Source organism: Mesorhizobium sp. M0239 (assembly GCF_040321815.1).
Classification (GTDB): Bacteria; Pseudomonadota; Alphaproteobacteria; order Rhizobiales; family Rhizobiaceae; genus Mesorhizobium.
In genome coordinates, this window is the sequence record NZ_JAMYSG010000014.1 from 16,363 (window position 1) to 32,795 (window position 16,433).

Annotated in this window: 17 protein-coding genes and 1 pseudogene; 7 read left to right on the forward strand and 11 right to left on the reverse strand. The window is 61.8% G+C overall.

The window, feature by feature from the left end; translation table 11 throughout:
* Nucleotides 1-37 precede the first annotated feature (37 nt).
* The 9 genes from bioZ to NKI99_RS16345 all read right to left on the reverse strand — a co-directional run bounded on the left by bioZ (nucleotide 38) and on the right by NKI99_RS16345 (nucleotide 9,555).
* Nucleotides 38-1,021: a 3-oxopimeloyl-[acyl-carrier-protein] synthase BioZ gene (gene bioZ, locus NKI99_RS16305; protein WP_352611428.1), complete on the reverse strand. Its 984-nt coding sequence runs from the start codon at nucleotides 1,019-1,021 to the stop codon at nucleotides 38-40.
* The gene (locus tag NKI99_RS16310) at nucleotides 1,018-2,283 is read right to left on the reverse strand and encodes an adenosylmethionine--8-amino-7-oxononanoate transaminase (protein ID WP_023766586.1); all 1,266 of its coding nucleotides are present in this window, start codon (nucleotides 2,281-2,283) and stop codon (nucleotides 1,018-1,020) included. Before NKI99_RS16310 ends, bioZ begins: the two co-directional genes overlap by 4 nt.
* Nucleotides 2,283-2,918: a dethiobiotin synthase gene (bioD, locus tag NKI99_RS16315; RefSeq protein ID WP_023735844.1), complete on the reverse strand. Its 636-nt coding sequence runs from the start codon at nucleotides 2,916-2,918 to the stop codon at nucleotides 2,283-2,285. Before bioD ends, NKI99_RS16310 begins: the two co-directional genes overlap by 1 nt.
* Nucleotides 2,915-4,063, reverse strand: coding sequence for an 8-amino-7-oxononanoate synthase (locus NKI99_RS16320; protein ID WP_023814406.1), 1,149 nt, complete (start codon nucleotides 4,061-4,063; stop codon nucleotides 2,915-2,917). Before NKI99_RS16320 ends, bioD begins: the two co-directional genes overlap by 4 nt.
* Entirely contained in the window at nucleotides 4,060-5,058 is a 999-nt protein-coding gene (gene bioB / locus NKI99_RS16325; RefSeq protein ID WP_050592767.1) for a biotin synthase BioB, read from the reverse strand. Before bioB ends, NKI99_RS16320 begins: the two co-directional genes overlap by 4 nt.
* A 94-nt stretch (nucleotides 5,059-5,152) precedes the next feature.
* Nucleotides 5,153-6,007 (reverse strand): carboxylating nicotinate-nucleotide diphosphorylase, encoded by an 855-nt coding sequence (nadC, locus tag NKI99_RS16330; RefSeq protein WP_023766589.1) that lies wholly within the window; start codon nucleotides 6,005-6,007, stop codon nucleotides 5,153-5,155.
* Nucleotides 6,007-7,548 (reverse strand): L-aspartate oxidase, encoded by a 1,542-nt coding sequence (locus NKI99_RS16335; RefSeq protein ID WP_352611429.1) that lies wholly within the window; start codon nucleotides 7,546-7,548, stop codon nucleotides 6,007-6,009. The genes nadC and NKI99_RS16335 overlap by 1 nt, the downstream gene beginning before the upstream one ends.
* A complete protein-coding gene (nadA, locus tag NKI99_RS16340) occupies nucleotides 7,545-8,519 on the reverse strand; it encodes a quinolinate synthase NadA (RefSeq protein WP_352611430.1) in 975 nt (324 codons plus the stop codon). The genes NKI99_RS16335 and nadA overlap by 4 nt, the downstream gene beginning before the upstream one ends.
* A 67-nt stretch (nucleotides 8,520-8,586) precedes the next feature.
* Nucleotides 8,587-9,555 (reverse strand): NUDIX hydrolase, encoded by a 969-nt coding sequence (locus NKI99_RS16345; protein WP_023735838.1) that lies wholly within the window; start codon nucleotides 9,553-9,555, stop codon nucleotides 8,587-8,589.
* 173 nt (nucleotides 9,556-9,728) lie between these two features.
* Between NKI99_RS16345 and panB the strand changes: the two genes are divergently transcribed.
* The 6 genes from panB to NKI99_RS16375 all read left to right on the forward strand — a co-directional run bounded on the left by panB (nucleotide 9,729) and on the right by NKI99_RS16375 (nucleotide 13,859).
* Nucleotides 9,729-10,589 (forward strand): 3-methyl-2-oxobutanoate hydroxymethyltransferase, encoded by an 861-nt coding sequence (gene panB, locus NKI99_RS16350; RefSeq protein ID WP_352611431.1) that lies wholly within the window; start codon nucleotides 9,729-9,731, stop codon nucleotides 10,587-10,589.
* Nucleotides 10,586-11,449: a pantoate--beta-alanine ligase gene (gene panC, locus NKI99_RS16355; RefSeq protein WP_352611432.1), complete on the forward strand. Its 864-nt coding sequence runs from the start codon at nucleotides 10,586-10,588 to the stop codon at nucleotides 11,447-11,449. The genes panB and panC overlap by 4 nt, the downstream gene beginning before the upstream one ends.
* A 92-nt stretch (nucleotides 11,450-11,541) precedes the next feature.
* The gene (locus NKI99_RS16360) at nucleotides 11,542-12,267 is read left to right on the forward strand and encodes a LuxR family transcriptional regulator (RefSeq protein WP_023735835.1); all 726 of its coding nucleotides are present in this window, start codon (nucleotides 11,542-11,544) and stop codon (nucleotides 12,265-12,267) included.
* Nucleotides 12,268-12,360: 93 nt separating this feature from the next.
* The gene (locus tag NKI99_RS16365) at nucleotides 12,361-12,993 is read left to right on the forward strand and encodes an acyl-homoserine-lactone synthase (RefSeq protein WP_352611433.1); all 633 of its coding nucleotides are present in this window, start codon (nucleotides 12,361-12,363) and stop codon (nucleotides 12,991-12,993) included.
* A 22-nt stretch (nucleotides 12,994-13,015) separates the two neighbouring features.
* Nucleotides 13,016-13,390, forward strand: a complete 375-nt coding sequence (locus tag NKI99_RS16370) for a transcriptional regulator domain-containing protein (RefSeq protein ID WP_352487474.1) — start codon at nucleotides 13,016-13,018, stop codon at nucleotides 13,388-13,390.
* Nucleotides 13,391-13,448: 58 nt separating this feature from the next.
* A complete protein-coding gene (locus tag NKI99_RS16375; RefSeq protein WP_023766596.1) occupies nucleotides 13,449-13,859 on the forward strand; it encodes a DUF2285 domain-containing protein in 411 nt (136 codons plus the stop codon).
* A gap of 84 nt (nucleotides 13,860-13,943) precedes the next feature.
* Here the strand turns inward: NKI99_RS16375 and NKI99_RS16380 are convergent, their stop codons facing one another.
* Nucleotides 13,944-14,156 (reverse strand): hypothetical protein, encoded by a 213-nt coding sequence (locus NKI99_RS16380; protein ID WP_352611489.1) that lies wholly within the window; start codon nucleotides 14,154-14,156, stop codon nucleotides 13,944-13,946.
* A gap of 29 nt (nucleotides 14,157-14,185) precedes the next feature.
* Here NKI99_RS16380 and NKI99_RS16385 point away from each other — a divergent pair.
* Nucleotides 14,186-15,017: pseudogene (locus NKI99_RS16385) on the forward strand (hypothetical protein).
* Between the two features lie 439 nt (nucleotides 15,018-15,456).
* On the opposite strand, the gene NKI99_RS16390 reads toward NKI99_RS16385, so the two are convergent.
* On the reverse strand, nucleotides 15,457-16,236 hold the full coding sequence (locus NKI99_RS16390) for a Crp/Fnr family transcriptional regulator (RefSeq protein ID WP_023766597.1): 780 nt from the start codon (nucleotides 16,234-16,236) through the stop codon (nucleotides 15,457-15,459).
* Between the last annotated feature and the right edge of the window lie 197 nt (nucleotides 16,237-16,433).

The window sequence follows — 16,433 nt, forward strand, 5'->3', positions numbered from 1 at the left end:
CCATTCATGACCAGTCCTGCGCGCGTGAGCCGGCCGGCTAGATTCCAACCACGAGAGCGCCGCCGCTGAGACCCGCACCTGCCGCCGACAGAAGGATTTTCTCTCCAGGCTGGAATGGCTCCGTCTGGTTGGCGAGCGAGAGCGACAGCGGGATCGTCGCGGCCGAAGAGTTGCCGTATTCGGCAATCGTCTTGACAATTGCTTGGTCGGCGATGCCGAGGTTCCTCCCGACCGCGTCGAAAATCCGAGTATTGGCCTGATGGGGCACGAACCGGCCGAGATCGTGTGGCCGCACTCCGGCAGCGGCTAGCGCGCTTATCGAGCAATTGGTCATCATCTCGACGGCCTTTGCGAACACTTCGCGGCCGTCCGTCATCCTCATTCGGGTTTGCGCGAGATCGAGGTCACCGTGGAACGGCTTGTTGCTTCCTCCTGCGGGAATCTGGATCAGCCCGTATCGCGAGCCGTCCGAAGCCACCGAGGCACCGAGAATGCCCCGATCAGCATCATCGCACTGACCGATCACCAGAGCGCCGGCGGCATCGGCAAACAGGACCGAGCTTGCGCGCTCGGCTGGATTGATGCGGCGGCTGAGGATATTGGCGGCGATAACAAGGCTCGCTTTGCCGTGCAGGCGGGTAAATCCGTCCGCAAACATCAGCGCATAGATGAAGCCGGCGCAGGCGCCTGTCAGATCCACCGCGCCTGCGCTGCCAAGGCCAAGCTTGTGTGCGACCAGCGGCGCGCTCGGCGGCAGAAGATGGTCGGCCGTCGAGGTGGCAAGCAACAGCAGACCGATGTCGTGGCGCGCAATACCGGCGTTCGCCAGCGCCATGTCGCCGGCCTGCGCAGCAAGACCAGACAGCGTGTCTTCGTCGGTTGCCCAGAAGCGCGACCGTATCCCGGTACGCCTTTCGATCCAGCCTGGATCAAGACCGAGATTGCTCTCGATTTCGGCATTCGCCACCTTTCGCCCAGGCGCATGATGGCCAAACCCGAGAATGCGCGACGACTTGCTCATGGCCTGGACCCGAAGCGTTCGCCCGCCTCCTCAATGGCGTCATAGAGTCGCTCGAGCTCGTCGCCGGTGATGCAATAGGGTGGCAGAAGGTAGAGGACATTGCCGAGCGGGCGCACAAGTAGCCCTCGCTCGAGGAAGAAAGCGCGCAGTTTCGGTCCGATCTCGGCGAGATAACCTGCGGAACCGGTTCGCAGGTCGAGCGCCGCGATCGTGCCGGTCGCCCGGCAGTCGGTGAAGAAGCTGTTGTCGCGAAAGCGTCGAAGCCCGGTGGCCTGCATTGCGCTCAAGGCCGCAATGCGCTCGGCCACCGGCTCGTCCCGCCAGATCTCGACATTGGCAAGTGCTGCCGCGCAGGCAATCGGGTTGGCAGTGTAGGAGCTCGAATGGAAAAATGTCTTCTTCCGGTCCTCGGAATAATGAGCCTGGAAGATGGCATCGGTGGCAAGCGTTACGGCCAGCGGGATGGCGCCGCCGGTCAGGCCTTTCGAGGTGCACAGGATATCTGGAGAGATCGATGCCTGCTCGCAGGCGAACATGGTTCCGGTCCGCCCCCAGCCGGTCATCACTTCGTCGGCGATCAGCAGCGTGCCGGAGGCCTCAGTGATCTTCTTCAATTCGGCCAGAACTGAAGCCGGATACATCAGCATGCCGCCGGCGCCCAGCACCAGCGGCTCGACGATTAAGGCTGCGGCTCGTCGATCGCGGGTCACAGCCTCTAAACGATCCAGCGTCTCTTGCTCGCGCCCCGCTGCCGGAAAGGGGATGGTGGCGACCTCGAACAGCAAGGGTTCGTAGGCGGCGTTGAACACGCCACGCGCACCGACGCTCATCGTGCCGATCGTGTCGCCATGATAGCTGTGATCCATGACGACGATGCGCGAGCGTGGGGCGCCGATGTTGCGGAAATAACCGAGCGCCATCTTCAGCGCTACTTCGACCGAGGTCGAGCCACTGTCGGAATAGAACACCCAGTCGAGTCCAGCGGGAGCGAGGCCGACAAGCGCCTTGGCCAAGCGCTCTGCCGGCTCGTGCGTGAAGCCCGCAAAGATAATCTGGTCGAGGCTCGACGCGGTTGTCTCGATTGCCTTCATGATGCGGGGATGGCGGTGGCCATGTGTGACGACCCACCAGGAGGAGATGGCGTCCAGGATGCGGGCGCCGTCGGCCCTGCGGAGATAGGCGCCTTCAGTCCGGACGATTTCTGGGATCGCAGGCTCGAGCGCGTGCTGGGTGAAGGGATGCCACACATGAGACTGCGACATCAGTCACCTCCAGTAATCGAGGCGAAGGCGAAGCCGGCAATCATTGCGTCCCTCAGTGTCTTGCCGGTCAGCAGATCGAGGTGCGGCAGCCTGCCGAGCTGCGGCGCACCGCTGAATTCCACGATGGTCCGTTGCGTATCGGCCATCTCATCGCCGATGAAAGCGATGCCGGCCAACGGGATGGATCGGGCGCGGAGCGCCTCGATCGAGAGCAAGGTGTGGTTGATGGTGCCGAGCGTGGTGCGGGCGCACAGAATAACGGGCAGCCGCCATTCAGCGAAGATGTCGATGAGCCTTGTGCGCCGGTTAAGCGGCACCATCAGGCCGCCGGAGCCTTCGATGACGAGCGGCGTCGGTAGGACGGGAAAAGCAAGATCGGCAGCCTTGATCGCCACGCCGTCGATCTCGGCCGAACGATGCGGCGACAGCGGGCTCCGCAAGCGGTAGGCTTCCGGCAGCACGCGCTCTGAGGGCAAGCCGGCAAGCCGCGCGACCACTTCGCTGTCGGTCTCGCCGTCGAGGCCCGATTGCACCGGTTTCCAGTAAAAGCCGTCGAGCAAACCGGCGAGCCCAGCCGCAAACACGGTCTTGCCAACTCCCGTGTCGGTTCCGGTGATGACGATGCGTTGGGTCATACCGCCTCCGGTGATGTTTGGGCCAACACCTCGACCAGCGCCTCGACCATGGCGGAAATGTCGGCTTCGCCGATATTGAGCGTCAGTGAGATGCGCAGCCGCGACGTGCGCACGGTCGGAGGACGAATACCGCGTATGTCGAAGCCGCGGGCCTGCAGGCGCGCCGCCACTGCCATGGTGCGCCTGATATCGCCGATTACGAGGGGCTGGATCTGCGAGCCGCTGGGTATCACGCCGCAGCGCTCGGCCAGCTGGCGGCCGGCGAGGGCAACGCGTTCATGCAGCTGAACACGCCGCATAGGCTCGTCGGCGAGCATTGCGAGTGCTTCGCGCACTGCCACTGCCATCAGCGGCGATGGCGCGGTGGCGTAGATGAATGGCCGGCAACGGTTGATCAGATACTCGCACAGTGCCCTCGGCCCGGTCACGAGCCCACCAGATGCGCCGAGCGCCTTGCCGCAGGTGTGGAGCGCGACGATGTTGTCGCGGCCCTCGAAAGCGGCGGCAAGCCCCCGGCCGTCCGGTCCCCAGACGCCGGTCGAATGCGCCTCGTCAATGACGATGAATGCGCCGTGCCGATCGGCAAGCGCGACCAGGCTCTCCAAAGGCGCGCAGTCGCCATCCATGCTGTAAAGGCTCTCCACCGCGATCCAGACGCATCCCATGCCGCCTGCGGCGCGCCAACGTGTGATCGCATCCTCAACAGCGGTGGCATCGTTGTGCGCGGCCAGCACGAACTGTGCGCGCCCGGCCTGCGCACCCTCATGCATGCTGGCATGGGCGAGCTCATCGAGAACCAAAAGATCGCCCTTCCGGGGCAGGGCGCTCAGCAGAGCGAAGTTGGCGATGTAGCCGCTGCCGAAGAACAGCGCGCGGTCGGCTCCAAAGAATGCCGCCGCGTCTGCCTCGAGCTGCTCGTGTTCCGGTGCATTGCCGCGCAACAGCCGCGACCCGGTGGCGCCAACCGGCGTGCCCCGCGCAATCGCCGCCACAACAGCATCGCCAAGTCTCCTGGACGAGGCCAGCCCGAGATAGTCGTTCGACGAGAAATCGAGACCTGCGCGCGGCGCAAGCGTCCGCAGCCGGTCCTTGCGGGCCAGTCCCTGCAAGGTCGCGTCATAGCGGGCAAGCGGTGCCCCGTTCATTGCGCCTCGAGTTCCATCGGCTCAATGCCGAGACGGCGGAACAGAAGGCTATCCTTGTCCTCCCCGGGATTGTCCGCCGTCAGCAGCGTGTCGCCGACGAAAATCGAGTTGGCACCGGCAAAAAAGGACAGCGCCTGCATCTCGTCGGTCATGGCGGTGCGGCCGGCGGAAAGACGCACATGCGATTTCGGCATCATGATGCGCGCCAGGGCGATCACGCGCACGAATTCGATCGGCTCGATGGGCTTGGCTTCGGCAAGCGGGGTGCCGGCGATCGGGATCAGCATGTTGATCGGGACGCTTTCCGGCGGCTCGGGTAGGTTCGCCAGCGTCACCAGCATGTCGATCCGGTCCACCGGATCTTCGCCCATGCCGACAATACCGCCGCAGCAGACCTTGATGCCGGATCGACGAACCTGCTCAAGCGTGTCGAGCCGCTCGGCATAGCCGCGCGTGCTGATGATCTCGCTGTAGTAGCGTTCCGACGTATCGATGTTGTGGTTGTAGTAGTCGAGGCCCGCCTGCTTCAGTCGAGCGGCTTGCTCAAGATCGAGCATGCCGAGCGTCATGCAGGTCTCCATGCCCAGCGCCTTGACGCCTTCGACCATCGCCACCACCGCATCCATGTCGCGCGCCTTGGGGTTTCGCCAGGCCGCGCCCATGCAATAACGCGTGGCGCCGGCATCACGCGCCTTGGTCGCCTCGGCGATGACGCGCCGGACCTCCATCAGCTTCGACGCCTTCAGGCCGGTTTCGTGACGCGCCGACTGGCTGCAATAGCCACAATCCTCCGGGCATCCTCCCGTCTTGATGCTGAGCAGCCGGCTGAGCTGGACCTTGTTTGGATCGAAATTCTGGCGGTGCACCGTTTGCGCCAGGAAGAGGAGATTGTTGAAGGGGGCATGGTAAAGTGCCTGAGCCTTCTCCAGGGTCCACGCTCCGGGGTCAGGGGATTGAGCCTGTGGCGATGTCTGCGTTGAACTTGCCGTTTGCATGTCCATGCTGTTCCTCCGGTCTGTCTTGCGGGGTCTTTGCTATCTGACTGTTGACGATCGGAGAGGACAGTTGACCCAATCCTGACTCAGACAATCATGAGCCCCGATGGTCGAGGCCGATATCCAGGATCGGCGCGCTGTGGATGAGTCGGCCGACCGAAATCAGATCAACGCCGGTCGCGGCAACCGCCCGCGCTGTATGGGACGTGATCCCGCCAGAAGCCTCGGTGATAGCGCGGCCACCGACCATTGCGACGGCGCGGCGAAGATCGGGGAGGGACATGTTGTCGAGCAGAACCGCATCGGGAGCGAAGCCAAGTACCTCCTCCAACTGGGCCAGAGTATCGACCTCGACTTCGATCTTGACGAGATGACCGGCCGCTCTTCGTGCTCGCTCGAGCGCTGGGCGGACGCCGCCTGCGATGGCGATGTGGTTGTCCTTGATCAAAATTGCATCGTCCAGACCGAAGCGGTGATTGGACCCGCCACCTGCGCGCACGGCATACTTTTCGACTGCCCGCAATCCGGGCGTCGTCTTGCGGGTGCAGACGATCTTCGCGCCATACCCACGAACCGCAGCGACGATCGATGCCGTTGCCGTGGCGATGCCGCTCAGATGGCACAAAAAATTGAGTGCCGTCCTTTCGGCTGTGAGAATGGCCCGGGCCGGGCCAACCACTGATGCAATGATCTCTCCATCCACGACATTGCAGCCGTCTGCGCGCTCCACCGAGATTTCGACAGCAGGATCAATCAAGCCGAAAGCGAGCATCGCCAGATCGAGGCCGGCGACAACTCCGGACTGTCGCGCCACCAACACGGTTCCCGCTTGGTATTCCTTCGGGACGATGGCCTGCGTGGTCAAGTCGCCGGCTCTGCCAAGATCTTCAAGAAGAGCTGCCCGTACAAGCGGCTCAAGCACGACCGTGGGTAGCGGTGAAAGTGTCATCACTTCGGCCCTTCGAGACTTGGCGAGTGTCCGAGTCCCCGCGCTGTAGCCAAGGCGGCTTCGAGGGTGATTTCGGACCGTCGGGCGGCAGTCGCATGATGAGGAAAATCTGTCCGGTAATGAGCGCCGCGGCTTTCTTCGCGCAACAAGGCGGCAACCGCGATCATTAGCCCGACAGCCGCCGGATCCGAGACCGCATCCTTGCTTTCGGCGAGCGGCAATAAGGCACGCGCGGCTGCTTTCAACCCTTCACCGTCCCGGACGATGCCGAGTGCGCGCGACAGGAAAACACGCACGGGTATCGGAGCGGGCGGTGGGTAAACGTTGGCAAACGCAGGCCTTGTTCTGCGCGCAGGCGTCCCGGCGACACTTTCAGCGACCCAGCGGGCGCACACGATGGCTTCTGTCAAGGAATTGCTGGCGAGCCTGTTGGCGCCATGCAGTCCTGTCGAAGCGACTTCGCCGCAGGCCCACAGCCCCTTGACGGAGGTTCTGCCGGAGCTGTCCACTGCAACGCCACCCATGTGGTAGTGTTGGGCCGGCCGAATGGGGATGAGATCGCGGGCGGGATTGATGCCCGCTCCACGACAGGCTGATGCGATTGTCGGGAAATGTCGAGCGAATGCCGGGCCAGGCCGTTGTCGGGCGTCGAGAAAAACACGGTGGCCGTCCGCAAGATGGTTCGACACGGCGCGGGCCAAGACATCGCGAGGCGCAAGTTCCGCCCCTGGCACGCTCTGGAGAAAAGCCTGGCCGGTTTCATCGATCAGGGCAGCACCTTCGCCTCGGACAGCCTCGCTGACCAGCGCCATAGGGCGTTCCGGGCCGTCAAGCGCGGTCGGGTGGAACTGGATGAATTCGAGGTCGGCTAGGACAGCTCCAGCGCGGGCCGCAAGTGCAAGGCCTTGTCCGCAACTGCCACAAGGGTTCGTGGTGTCGAGAAACAGTCCCCCGATGCCACCGGTGGCGAGGACGACCCGCCGTGAGCCGAAGAAGAAAGGTCCGATCGAACAGCTCGCCCAGACGCCCCGGATCGCATTCTCTCGCACGGCCAGCCGGCGCGCTTCCACGCCCTCCACGACAACTATCGACGGAGTGGAACGCACAGCCGCGATCAGGGCACGCATGATCTCACGCCCGGTGCCGTCCCCATGCGCATGAACGATGCGACGTCGGCTGTGTGCGGCCTCCAATCCGAGGCACAGTGATCCTTTCGGAGTGCGGTCAAAGGGAACCCCAAAGGCCGCAAGCCCCTCTATCGCCTTGGGCGCGGCTTGGAGGATGCGGCTCGCCACGTCTCTGTCGCAGAGACCATCCCCGGCAGCAAGCGTATCGGCCAGGTGCATTGCCGGATCGTCGTCTTCGCCGAAACTTGCAGCCAGACCCCCCTGTGCCCAGGTGCTCGAATTGTCAGCTCCCAGCAGCGACCTTGACAGAAGAAGCACCGGCTCCGGCGACAGTTGAAGCGCGGTCATCAGTCCGGCGATGCCGCCGCCGATGATGATGGGACGCCCGAAGAAGCTGCGGAGGTCGGCGCTCAAACTGCCAGCATCCGTTCGACCGCAAGCCGCGCGCGCCCGGCGATCCCGGGTTCGATGGTTACGACATGGTGGTTCTGCTCGAGCGCCGTGCGGATGTTGGCAAGCGTGATCCGCTTCATGTGCGGGCACAAATTGCAGGGCCGGATGAACTCGACCTCTGGGTGCGCTAACGCGACGTTGTCGCTCATCGAGCATTCCGTCATCAGCACGACACGTGGCGGCCTTTGCCTTTCGACATAGTCGGACATGGCAGCCGTCGAGCCGGAAAAATCTGCTTCAGCCACGACGTCGGGCGGGCATTCGGGATGGGCGAGCACGACCACGCCGGGATGGCTTTCGCGCAACTCGCGGATGTCGGCCGGTGTAAAGCGCTCATGCACCTCGCAATGCCCTTTCCAGGCGACGATCTGCACATCTGTCTGGGCGGCGATATTCTGGGCCAGATATTCGTCCGGCAGCATGATCACCCGGAGAACCCCAAGGGATTCGACGACCGCCTTGGCGTTGCCGGATGTACAGCAGATATCCGACTCGGCTTTCACTTCGGCCGACGTGTTTACATAAGTAATGATCGGAACGCCGGGATAACGCTGGCGCATCAAGCGCACGTCTTCTGCCGTGATTGATTCCGCCAACGAGCAACCGGCGCTGAGATCCGGAATGAGCACGGTCTTGTCCGGATTAAGGAGCTTGGCCGTTTCGGCCATGAAATGGACGCCGGCCAGCACGATGACTTGCGCCTCGATCGTCGCAGCCGTGCGGGCTAATGCCAAGCTGTCGCCGACGATGTCGGCCACGCAATGGAAAATCTCGGGCGTCTGATAGTTGTGCGCCAGGATGATGGCGTTGCGCTCGCGCTTCAGTGCAAGGATCGCCTCGATATCGTCGACGAAAGCCGGCCATTCGATCGGCGGGATCACTCGCCGGACGCGCTCGTAGAGCAACGCGGCCGCAGGCAGCATGGCGCTCATCAACCCTCTCCCGCTTATACTCTAATTGAAAATAACCAGCATATACTTGCTGTGAGTATAAGGGATGTCAACCCCGCGCCAGCGGCAATTTTGTCCCGGCGATGAGCCTATCGTCGAGAACGGCGTGGCGGAAACGGAAAAGCTTCGCTGGCCGGCCGCCGGTCTCAGTAGTGGCCTCTCCGGTCTCCTCGACCAGTTCCTGCTGTTCGATCAGTCGGCGAAAGTTCGGCTTGTGGATGAGCCTGCCGGCGAGCGCCTCCACGGTTCGCTGCAGCTGCAAAAGCGTGAAGACCGTCGGCATCAGCTCAAAGACGACCGGCCGGTATTTGATCTTGGAGCGCAGCCGCGCAATGCCGGTCGCCACGATGCGGCGATGATCGGCGACCATGGACTTGCTGGGCACCAGCGGAGGGGGCGCCCCGTCCCGCCCTCTTACGGCCTCTTGGACCAAGCCTGCTTCGTAAACTAACTCATAGCGTTGCAGCGTGAGTTCCTCGTTCCAAAGGCGGTCGTCGAAGCCAAAGGCTATCGTCGCCCGCTGCCAGCGTTCACGTCGCGTGGCCGCATCGCGGACGCCGTTTGCCCATTCAATCAGGCGTGGTCGCAGAACATCCAGCACGACCGGAGGCGTGCCGGAGCGATGGTCCTCCCATGGAAAATATTCATACCAACTCTGCCATCCGCACTTGGGCGGGCCCGCTGCCTGTTCCTTGCGGGTCAATGCAAGATAGCTGATGGAGATGACGCGCTGCTGGCGCTCGGCGCCGATGCGATCCCGATCAGCGAACGTGTAGAGTTGCTCAATGTACCCCAGCCGATGGCCGGTCTGCTGCTCGACCCACCCCCTCAAGCCGGATTGCAGCGATCGGTGCTCAAGCGCAAAGGGACCGGAGGGCAAGGTGTCCGCCTGGCCGATGGTGAGCACACAGGGTTCACTGTCGTTTACGGCGACCACAAAGGCGATCAGGTCCACTTTGACGTCGTCGGCATTCACGGCGGCTCTGTCTTTCCTGAGTCGTATTGCCTGATCGTCCATGTTCGCGAATTGGTTTGCCAGCTCGGGGGGGCACTTAATCGATTTAGTGTAAGCGCGCCTGTCGGCACGTCAACACCCCACAGCTGCACGGCCATTTTTTTGCTCTTCGCACCTGCACAAAAATGTGCGAAAGGCGACACCCGCGGTTGGTAACGTAGGGGAAGGAGGATCCATTGAGCGCGTTTGGTGATACCAAGGCGATCACACCGCCGGATATTCGTTCGCGCAAAGGTGGGACGCCGCTCGTCTGCCTTACCGCCTATACCACCCCAGTCGCGCGGCTTGTCGATCCCCATTGTGATGTGGTGCTCGTCGGCGACAGCGTCGGCATGGTTCTCCACGGTCTGCCCTCGACGCTCGGTGTCACGCTGGAGATGATGATCACGCATGGCCAGGCGGTTCGCCGTGGCATCAAGCAGGCGCTGATGGTCGTCGACCTGCCGTTCGGTTCCTTCGAAGAAAGCCCAGAGCAGGCTTTCCGAAATGCTGCGCGCGTCATGTCGGAGACCGGCTGCACGGCCGTCAAGCTCGAAGGCGGCGAAACGATGGCAGAGACGATCGGCTTCCTCGCCGCACGCGGCGTGCCGGTCATGGCTCATGTCGGCTTGACGCCGCAGGCCATCAACACCATCGGTGGCTACCGCGTGCAGGGCAGGGGCGGGGATGCCGAGCGCATCAGGCGCGACGCACTTGCCGTGAGCGAAGCGGGCGCCTTTGCGATCGTCCTGGAGAAGGTTCCTGAGGCGCTCGCCCGCCGGATCACGGGGGAGGTGGCGGCCCCGACCATTGGCATCGGTGCCTCGGCAGCCTGTGACGGCCAGATTCTCGTCGTCGACGACATGCTGGGCCTCTTCGGCGACTTCCGACCCAAATTCGTCAAGCGCTATGCTGAACTGGGGGAGGCGGCTGCGGCTGCGATCGCTTCCTATGCGCACGAGGTGAAGGAGCGCCAGTTTCCGGCCGCCGAGCACGTGTTTGCCGATGCGCCCACGCCCGCCGACACGCAAGCCACCAAAAGCGGAGAAGCAGCGTGAGCGTGCCGATCGTCAGGAGCGCTGACCAGCTTCGCGAAATCGTCGCCGCATGGCGCCGCGAGGGCGTGAGGATTGCCGTGGTGCCAACGATGGGCGTCCTGCATGAGGGCCATCTCAGCCTGGTGCGCGCTGCACTCGAGAAGGCAGACCGTGTGATCGTGACGCTCTTCGTAAACCCGAAGCAATTCAACAGCCAGGCCGATCTTGCCGCGTATCCGCGCACCGAGGACGAGGATGCCGCCAAACTGGCACCGCTTGGCGCGCACCTGCTTTATGCGCCAGATGCAGAGGAGATGTATCCGGCGGGCTTCGCCACCACCGTTTCGGTGTCCGGTGTCAGCGAGGGCCTGTGCGGTGCCTTCCGGCCGGGACATTTCGATGGCGTGGCGACCGTCGTCACCAAGCTCTTCCTGCAGACCAGCGCTGACTTCGGCTTCTTTGGCGAAAAGGACTTTCAGCAAATTCACCTGGTCAGGCGCATGGCCCGGGATTTGGATATTCCAATCACCATTGTTGCCTGTCCGACAGTCCGTGAAGCCGACGGTCTTGCGCTATCATCGCGCAATGTGCGGCTCTCGCCAGCGCAACGCGCTGTTGCTCCCAAGCTATCATCGGTCCTGCTCAAGACGGCTGAGCGGCTTGGGCGCGGCTCACCCGTCCTGCCAACGCTTGCAGAATCTCGCGCAGCAATTCTGGCTGCAGGCTATCGCGAGGTCGAATACCTGGAACTTCGCGAAGAGGCAGATCTGCACCCGATGCCAAGCCTTGATCGACCGGCACGGTTGCTTGTCGCGGCCTGGCTCGGCGGCACACGCCTCATAGACAACGTCAGACTATTTCGGATTGGTTCAACAGATTAGCCACGTTCTCGGCACGCGCTGTATCCGTCCGGGATCGTTTAAAACAAGGTCTCTGCCTGGCATTGAGCGAACGGAGGTTACGCACAGGGCAAATGCATCGCGTGTTTGAGAACTTCGTCGAGCAACTGTCTGCAAGTGTTGATGCTGCCGATCTCTGTGAGGCAATGGCCTCCGCTGCAGCCGGCTTCGACTTCCCGCTATTCGCCTATTTCACTTACCCGTCGGCCTCCGGCGACGCCCCCCAATTGATTTCAAACTATCCTTCATCCTGGACATCACGTTATCTGCAACAGCGGTACCACAGTCTTGATCCGGTCATCCTGCGCGGGCTGCAAGGCTGGGATACATTCGATTGGGGTGTGGACCGCGCTCGACACTGTCTGCCGAATTCGCAGCAACAAATTCTGGAGAGTGCGGCTGAGTTTGGCATCTGCGGCGGCCTGACGATGTCCATGCATGATCATCTCGGCCGGTTTGCTGCCCTGACCTTTGCTTCCGACGAGTCCCGTCCGCTTCTGTTGCGGTCACTGGCACGTTACGAAAAAGCATTGCAGCTGGTGGCCATCAACTTTCATATCCATGTCCGGCGCAGGCTCGCCGATGATCGCGTGGTGGATGGTGTAACGCTCACCCCGCGGGAGTTCGAGTGCCTGAAATGGGCGGCGCGCGGCAAGTCGGCTTGGGATATCAGCCAGCTTCTCGGCGTCTCAAAGCGCACCGTGACTTTTCACTTGGAAAACGCCAAGGCAAAGTTTGGCGTTCGAACGATCAACCAGGCCGTTGCACGCATGGCTGCCTCCGGCCAGACGAGATCCTGATTCTTCAGCCACGATACCTGTAAACCTCTACAGGCTGCATCGCTGTCAGCTTTGCCTTTCGATGGCGGGAACACATCCCACATGGAGGCGACCATGATGCAACTGATAACACCAGACTTTTACAACGAGTTTGCAGGCGAACTCAAAGAGATGCACGGGCTCAGGTTTCGGGTGTTCAAGGAAAGGCTCGATTGGGAAGTTGATACCGAAGACCAGATGGAATCCGATTCGTTTGATGCTCTGAAGCCCGTCTATCTGCTCCTCAAAGGATCCGACTGGCGAATTCGCGGTTGCGTGCGTCTTCTGCCCAGCACCGGACCCACAATGTTGCGCGACACCTTCCCGGTGTTGCTGGGTGCTGACGTCGTGCCCTCGACCACCGACATATGGGAGAGCAGTCGTTTCGCGCTCGATCTTCCTCCGTCGGCGCCCAAGGCTGCGGGCGGGCTGGCCCAGGCGACCTACGAGCTCTTCGCGGGCATGATCGAGTTCGGCTTGGCCAAGGATCTGACCCGGATAGTAACGGTGACGGATACGCGCATGGAGCGGATCCTCCGCCTGGCTACGTGGCCATTGTCGCGCATCGGAGAACCCGAATGCGTCGGCAAAACGGAGGCGGTGGCTGGGTTTCTCGAGATTTCCCACGCGAGCCTTTTGCGCATCCGCTGCAGGGGACGTCTGATTGGACCGGTACTGTGGCAACCGGTTCTAGGCCCGTCGGCATAGCGCCATAGTGGACACCTGAGCCATGAAGGATGCTGGTCTGTCCAAGGAAGCGACGGTCGGCCTTGTATGCTGGCCGGACTGGCGTCGCCACGACGCTTACCACTATGCTAGACGATTGCCACGCACTGGCTGGGCCTGGGAGTTTCTTCGGCGCAATCCACAATTCCAGCGCGACCACGCCAAAATGGCACCGTCCGCCTGCATTGTCGGACCCCAAGGCGACATGCAGATAATCGAGTTGACGACAGGATCAGCTCTCCTAAGACAATGGAGCCTTCTTTTTCGCCGACGCGCCACTTTCGGACGCTACATCGGCAAGGGTCTTTTGGGATCCGCGCGATTGCGCCTGTATTCTACGAGCGGCCGCGGAGCCGCTTGGGCTCGACCACGATTTTGAACCGCTTCACCTTTCTTCGCTCTCATGCTGCAAGGACATCCTGCTGACAGCTGCGGGCGTGCAGCACGTGCTGCTGAGGGAGAACTGCCGGAGTCTGCAGATCGCCGTTTCCGGTGCGTCCGTCCTCCGCCCGTTGCGGCTATATGTTGACGCGATCGTTCAGCCGCAGCACCTCAAGTTCCATGTCGCTGCCCTTCAGTTCTTGAACCACGTCAATGGTTGCGCCCGCCTGTCAGCTGCTTGCTTTCCGCCGGAACACCGCGGAGCGCGTCTGCGTATCGTACTCCAGGCTTTGGATGGCTCGCTTGCCGGAGCATCTCATCAGGAGGTCGCCATTGCCTTGTTCGGGACACGCCGCGTCGAAGAAGATTGGCGTCATCCAGGTGGCCATCTTCGCGATCAGGTACGTCGCGCCATCCAACGTGGCCGCTACCTGATGGGCGGCGGCTACAGACAGTTCCTGAGGTAATTGGGGTGGTTGCGATTGTCTTATTCGAACGCGCAACCTCCATTTCTGAGTGCAATTGTGCGTTGCACAAAACGTGGCAAGCGCCTAGTTCTTCCGCGGCGAATCGCGGCGAAGCACTGGGACCCAACCTTCGTCGATGAGTGCATTCATGATGAACATGGGCAGCCACGCCGGGTTCTCGCGAATATCCGACAGGTAGGTCGGAATGCGTACGGCTATGCGACGCAGCATGCTGCCGTTTCGCGCGATAGTCTCAAGGCTTGCCGCGCCGGCTTTGTCGGGGTTCATAACGGTCATCGGGATCCTCAAGGCTGTTGGCGCGCACCATGCCGGCACGGAGAATGCACTGGCGTGGTGCAAAGCCGGTCCGAAGGTCGCAAAGAGCCCAGGACACGATGTTTGCCGGTATCAATTGCCAGGACGTTCTCGACGCGCTGCGGATGGATGGGCTTTTTCCCGGCCTCGTCCTGCCAACAATGGTGGCTGAAGATGTAGCCGCATTCGCCAGGTGCACACCTTGTTCGGCAATTTCGATCGCCGACTCGACTTCATGCCGGCGGAGCATGCGGAGGCTGAGGCGCGGTTTGGCCGTCCGTTGCTCAGCGGTCATCATTTCGAGCGCATTCTGGGCTGTAACTCGGCCGTTGCCATCCAAAACGATCCGCTGCTCATGGATATTGCCGCGCACTATCTCGGCGGCCAGGCGACGCTGATCACAACGCGCGTCTGGTGGAGCTTCCCGACCGGCCAGGCGTCGGACGCCGACAAGAACCTGGCTTCGCTCGGCAAATACCACTTCGGTCTGGACGACTGGCGGATGCTGAAGTTCTTTTTCTATCTGGTGCCCGTCGACGAGGGGACCGGCCCGCATGTCTATGTCCGCGGAAGCCATGATCGCCGCGCCCTCAAGCACCAACTTACGCTTGTCGTCGGCCATCCCGCGCAAGAGATTCTGGACGTGTACGGCAAGCAGAGCCCGGTCACGCTGACCGGCGAGGCCGGTTTCGGTTTCGTCGAGGATCCGTTGGGTTCCATATGGGCACCGTGCCGGCGCACAGGCCACGGCTGATGATGGAAGTTGGCTTCGGGGTTTCTCCTCCATCACGCCGCCGCTTCCATGGGCTGATTTCGAAAAGTCCCGAAACAGCCTTCCCGTGAGGCAAGATAAGGCTATGCCGCCAATCGATCTGTTCGGCGCCCAAAGCGGTTGTCCGCACATGCCTTGAACTGGGCTGGTGCAATGAGTCTCGCCATTGCTCCAACCAGCGCATGAATGCCTGCTTAATCGAGGTTAGATGGCAGTGCGCCCCAAGATCCTCCTAGATATCGCCTCAGATGCTCTTCGAAAACCTCCTCTACGGACCGAGTCATCTCGGGTCCCCTTTGCAGTGGCCGGAAGGTGGTGCACAGCCGTATCGTGCTTCGGAATCCTGAATGGATGCGAGGGGCGGTTTTCCTCGGGCGGCGCATGCAACGGTGCCGGCATGACAGCTTCGTCTTGGATCTGATGCTCGGCAACGTCGGCGGTGAAGGCTCTGTTTAGGCGGCTTACCCGGACATGGCCTCAATGCAGGAGATCGGCCATGTTCGAGCACATTCATTGGCGATCAGGCGCCTGCGGCCAAGGCAGTTGGCTGATTAGCCGAGCGTATTCGGCTTCAGCCCTGCCATACGACCCGTCAGCCAGCGCAATCAGACGCGTGCGATCAAGGATAACGACCTCTCCTCGCATCGATCGTATCAGACCTTGCCCCTCTAACATTTGCAGCGCTATGGTGACGCCGGGCCGCCTGACACCGAGCATGACTGATAAGAACTCGTGCGTAATCGCCAAGCGGTTTCCGTCGACGCGATCATCACACATCACCAGCCATCTTGAGAGCCTATCGACGATGTTCATCCGGGCATTGCTGAGCGCGGTGAAGCTTGCCTGGAGGTGAAAGTAGTGAACGTAGCGGAGCAGAAAAGTTCGCAGGGTTGGGCTTGTCAAAAGCGCCTTGGTGAAGAGGCCCGCGTCGATAACAAAGGCGCGGGCTTCTAATTGCACGTAACAATCGTGCGTTGATCGGTCATCGCCCATGATAAGCGCTGAGCCGGTCATGCCCTCACAACCAATGATTCCGATCTCAGCTTCAATACCAGGCCGCAGTTCGCCCACCACTGACCCGAGACCGCTCTCGAAGAAGTACACGGTTCTGATTGGTGACCCCGCCACTTCGAGATGCGTCTTCAGTCCAAGGGAGACGCTTTCCAAGTGAGGTTGCAGCAATGCCAAATCTGCCGAGCACATTCGAAGCAGCAGCGAATTGCGATAGATGGAATTTTGGCGGGTGTCGCGTTGCGCGGCAGTGTGAGTTTGTGAACTGGAGTCTGTCATAGCTCCCTCTCCCTATTGGGGCGGAAGCATGTTGATCGCTCACAGCCGACGGACGCCCTTAGAGTTGCCGTCGATGGCACACTGTATGCCTGCGAACCCCGGATGTCCCATTTTTTTGATTAACTGCCTTGACCGGCGCGAGCCAAGGTTTGGCGCGCCCGCGCTAACACGGCATTCAGATACCCAGACCTTACGGA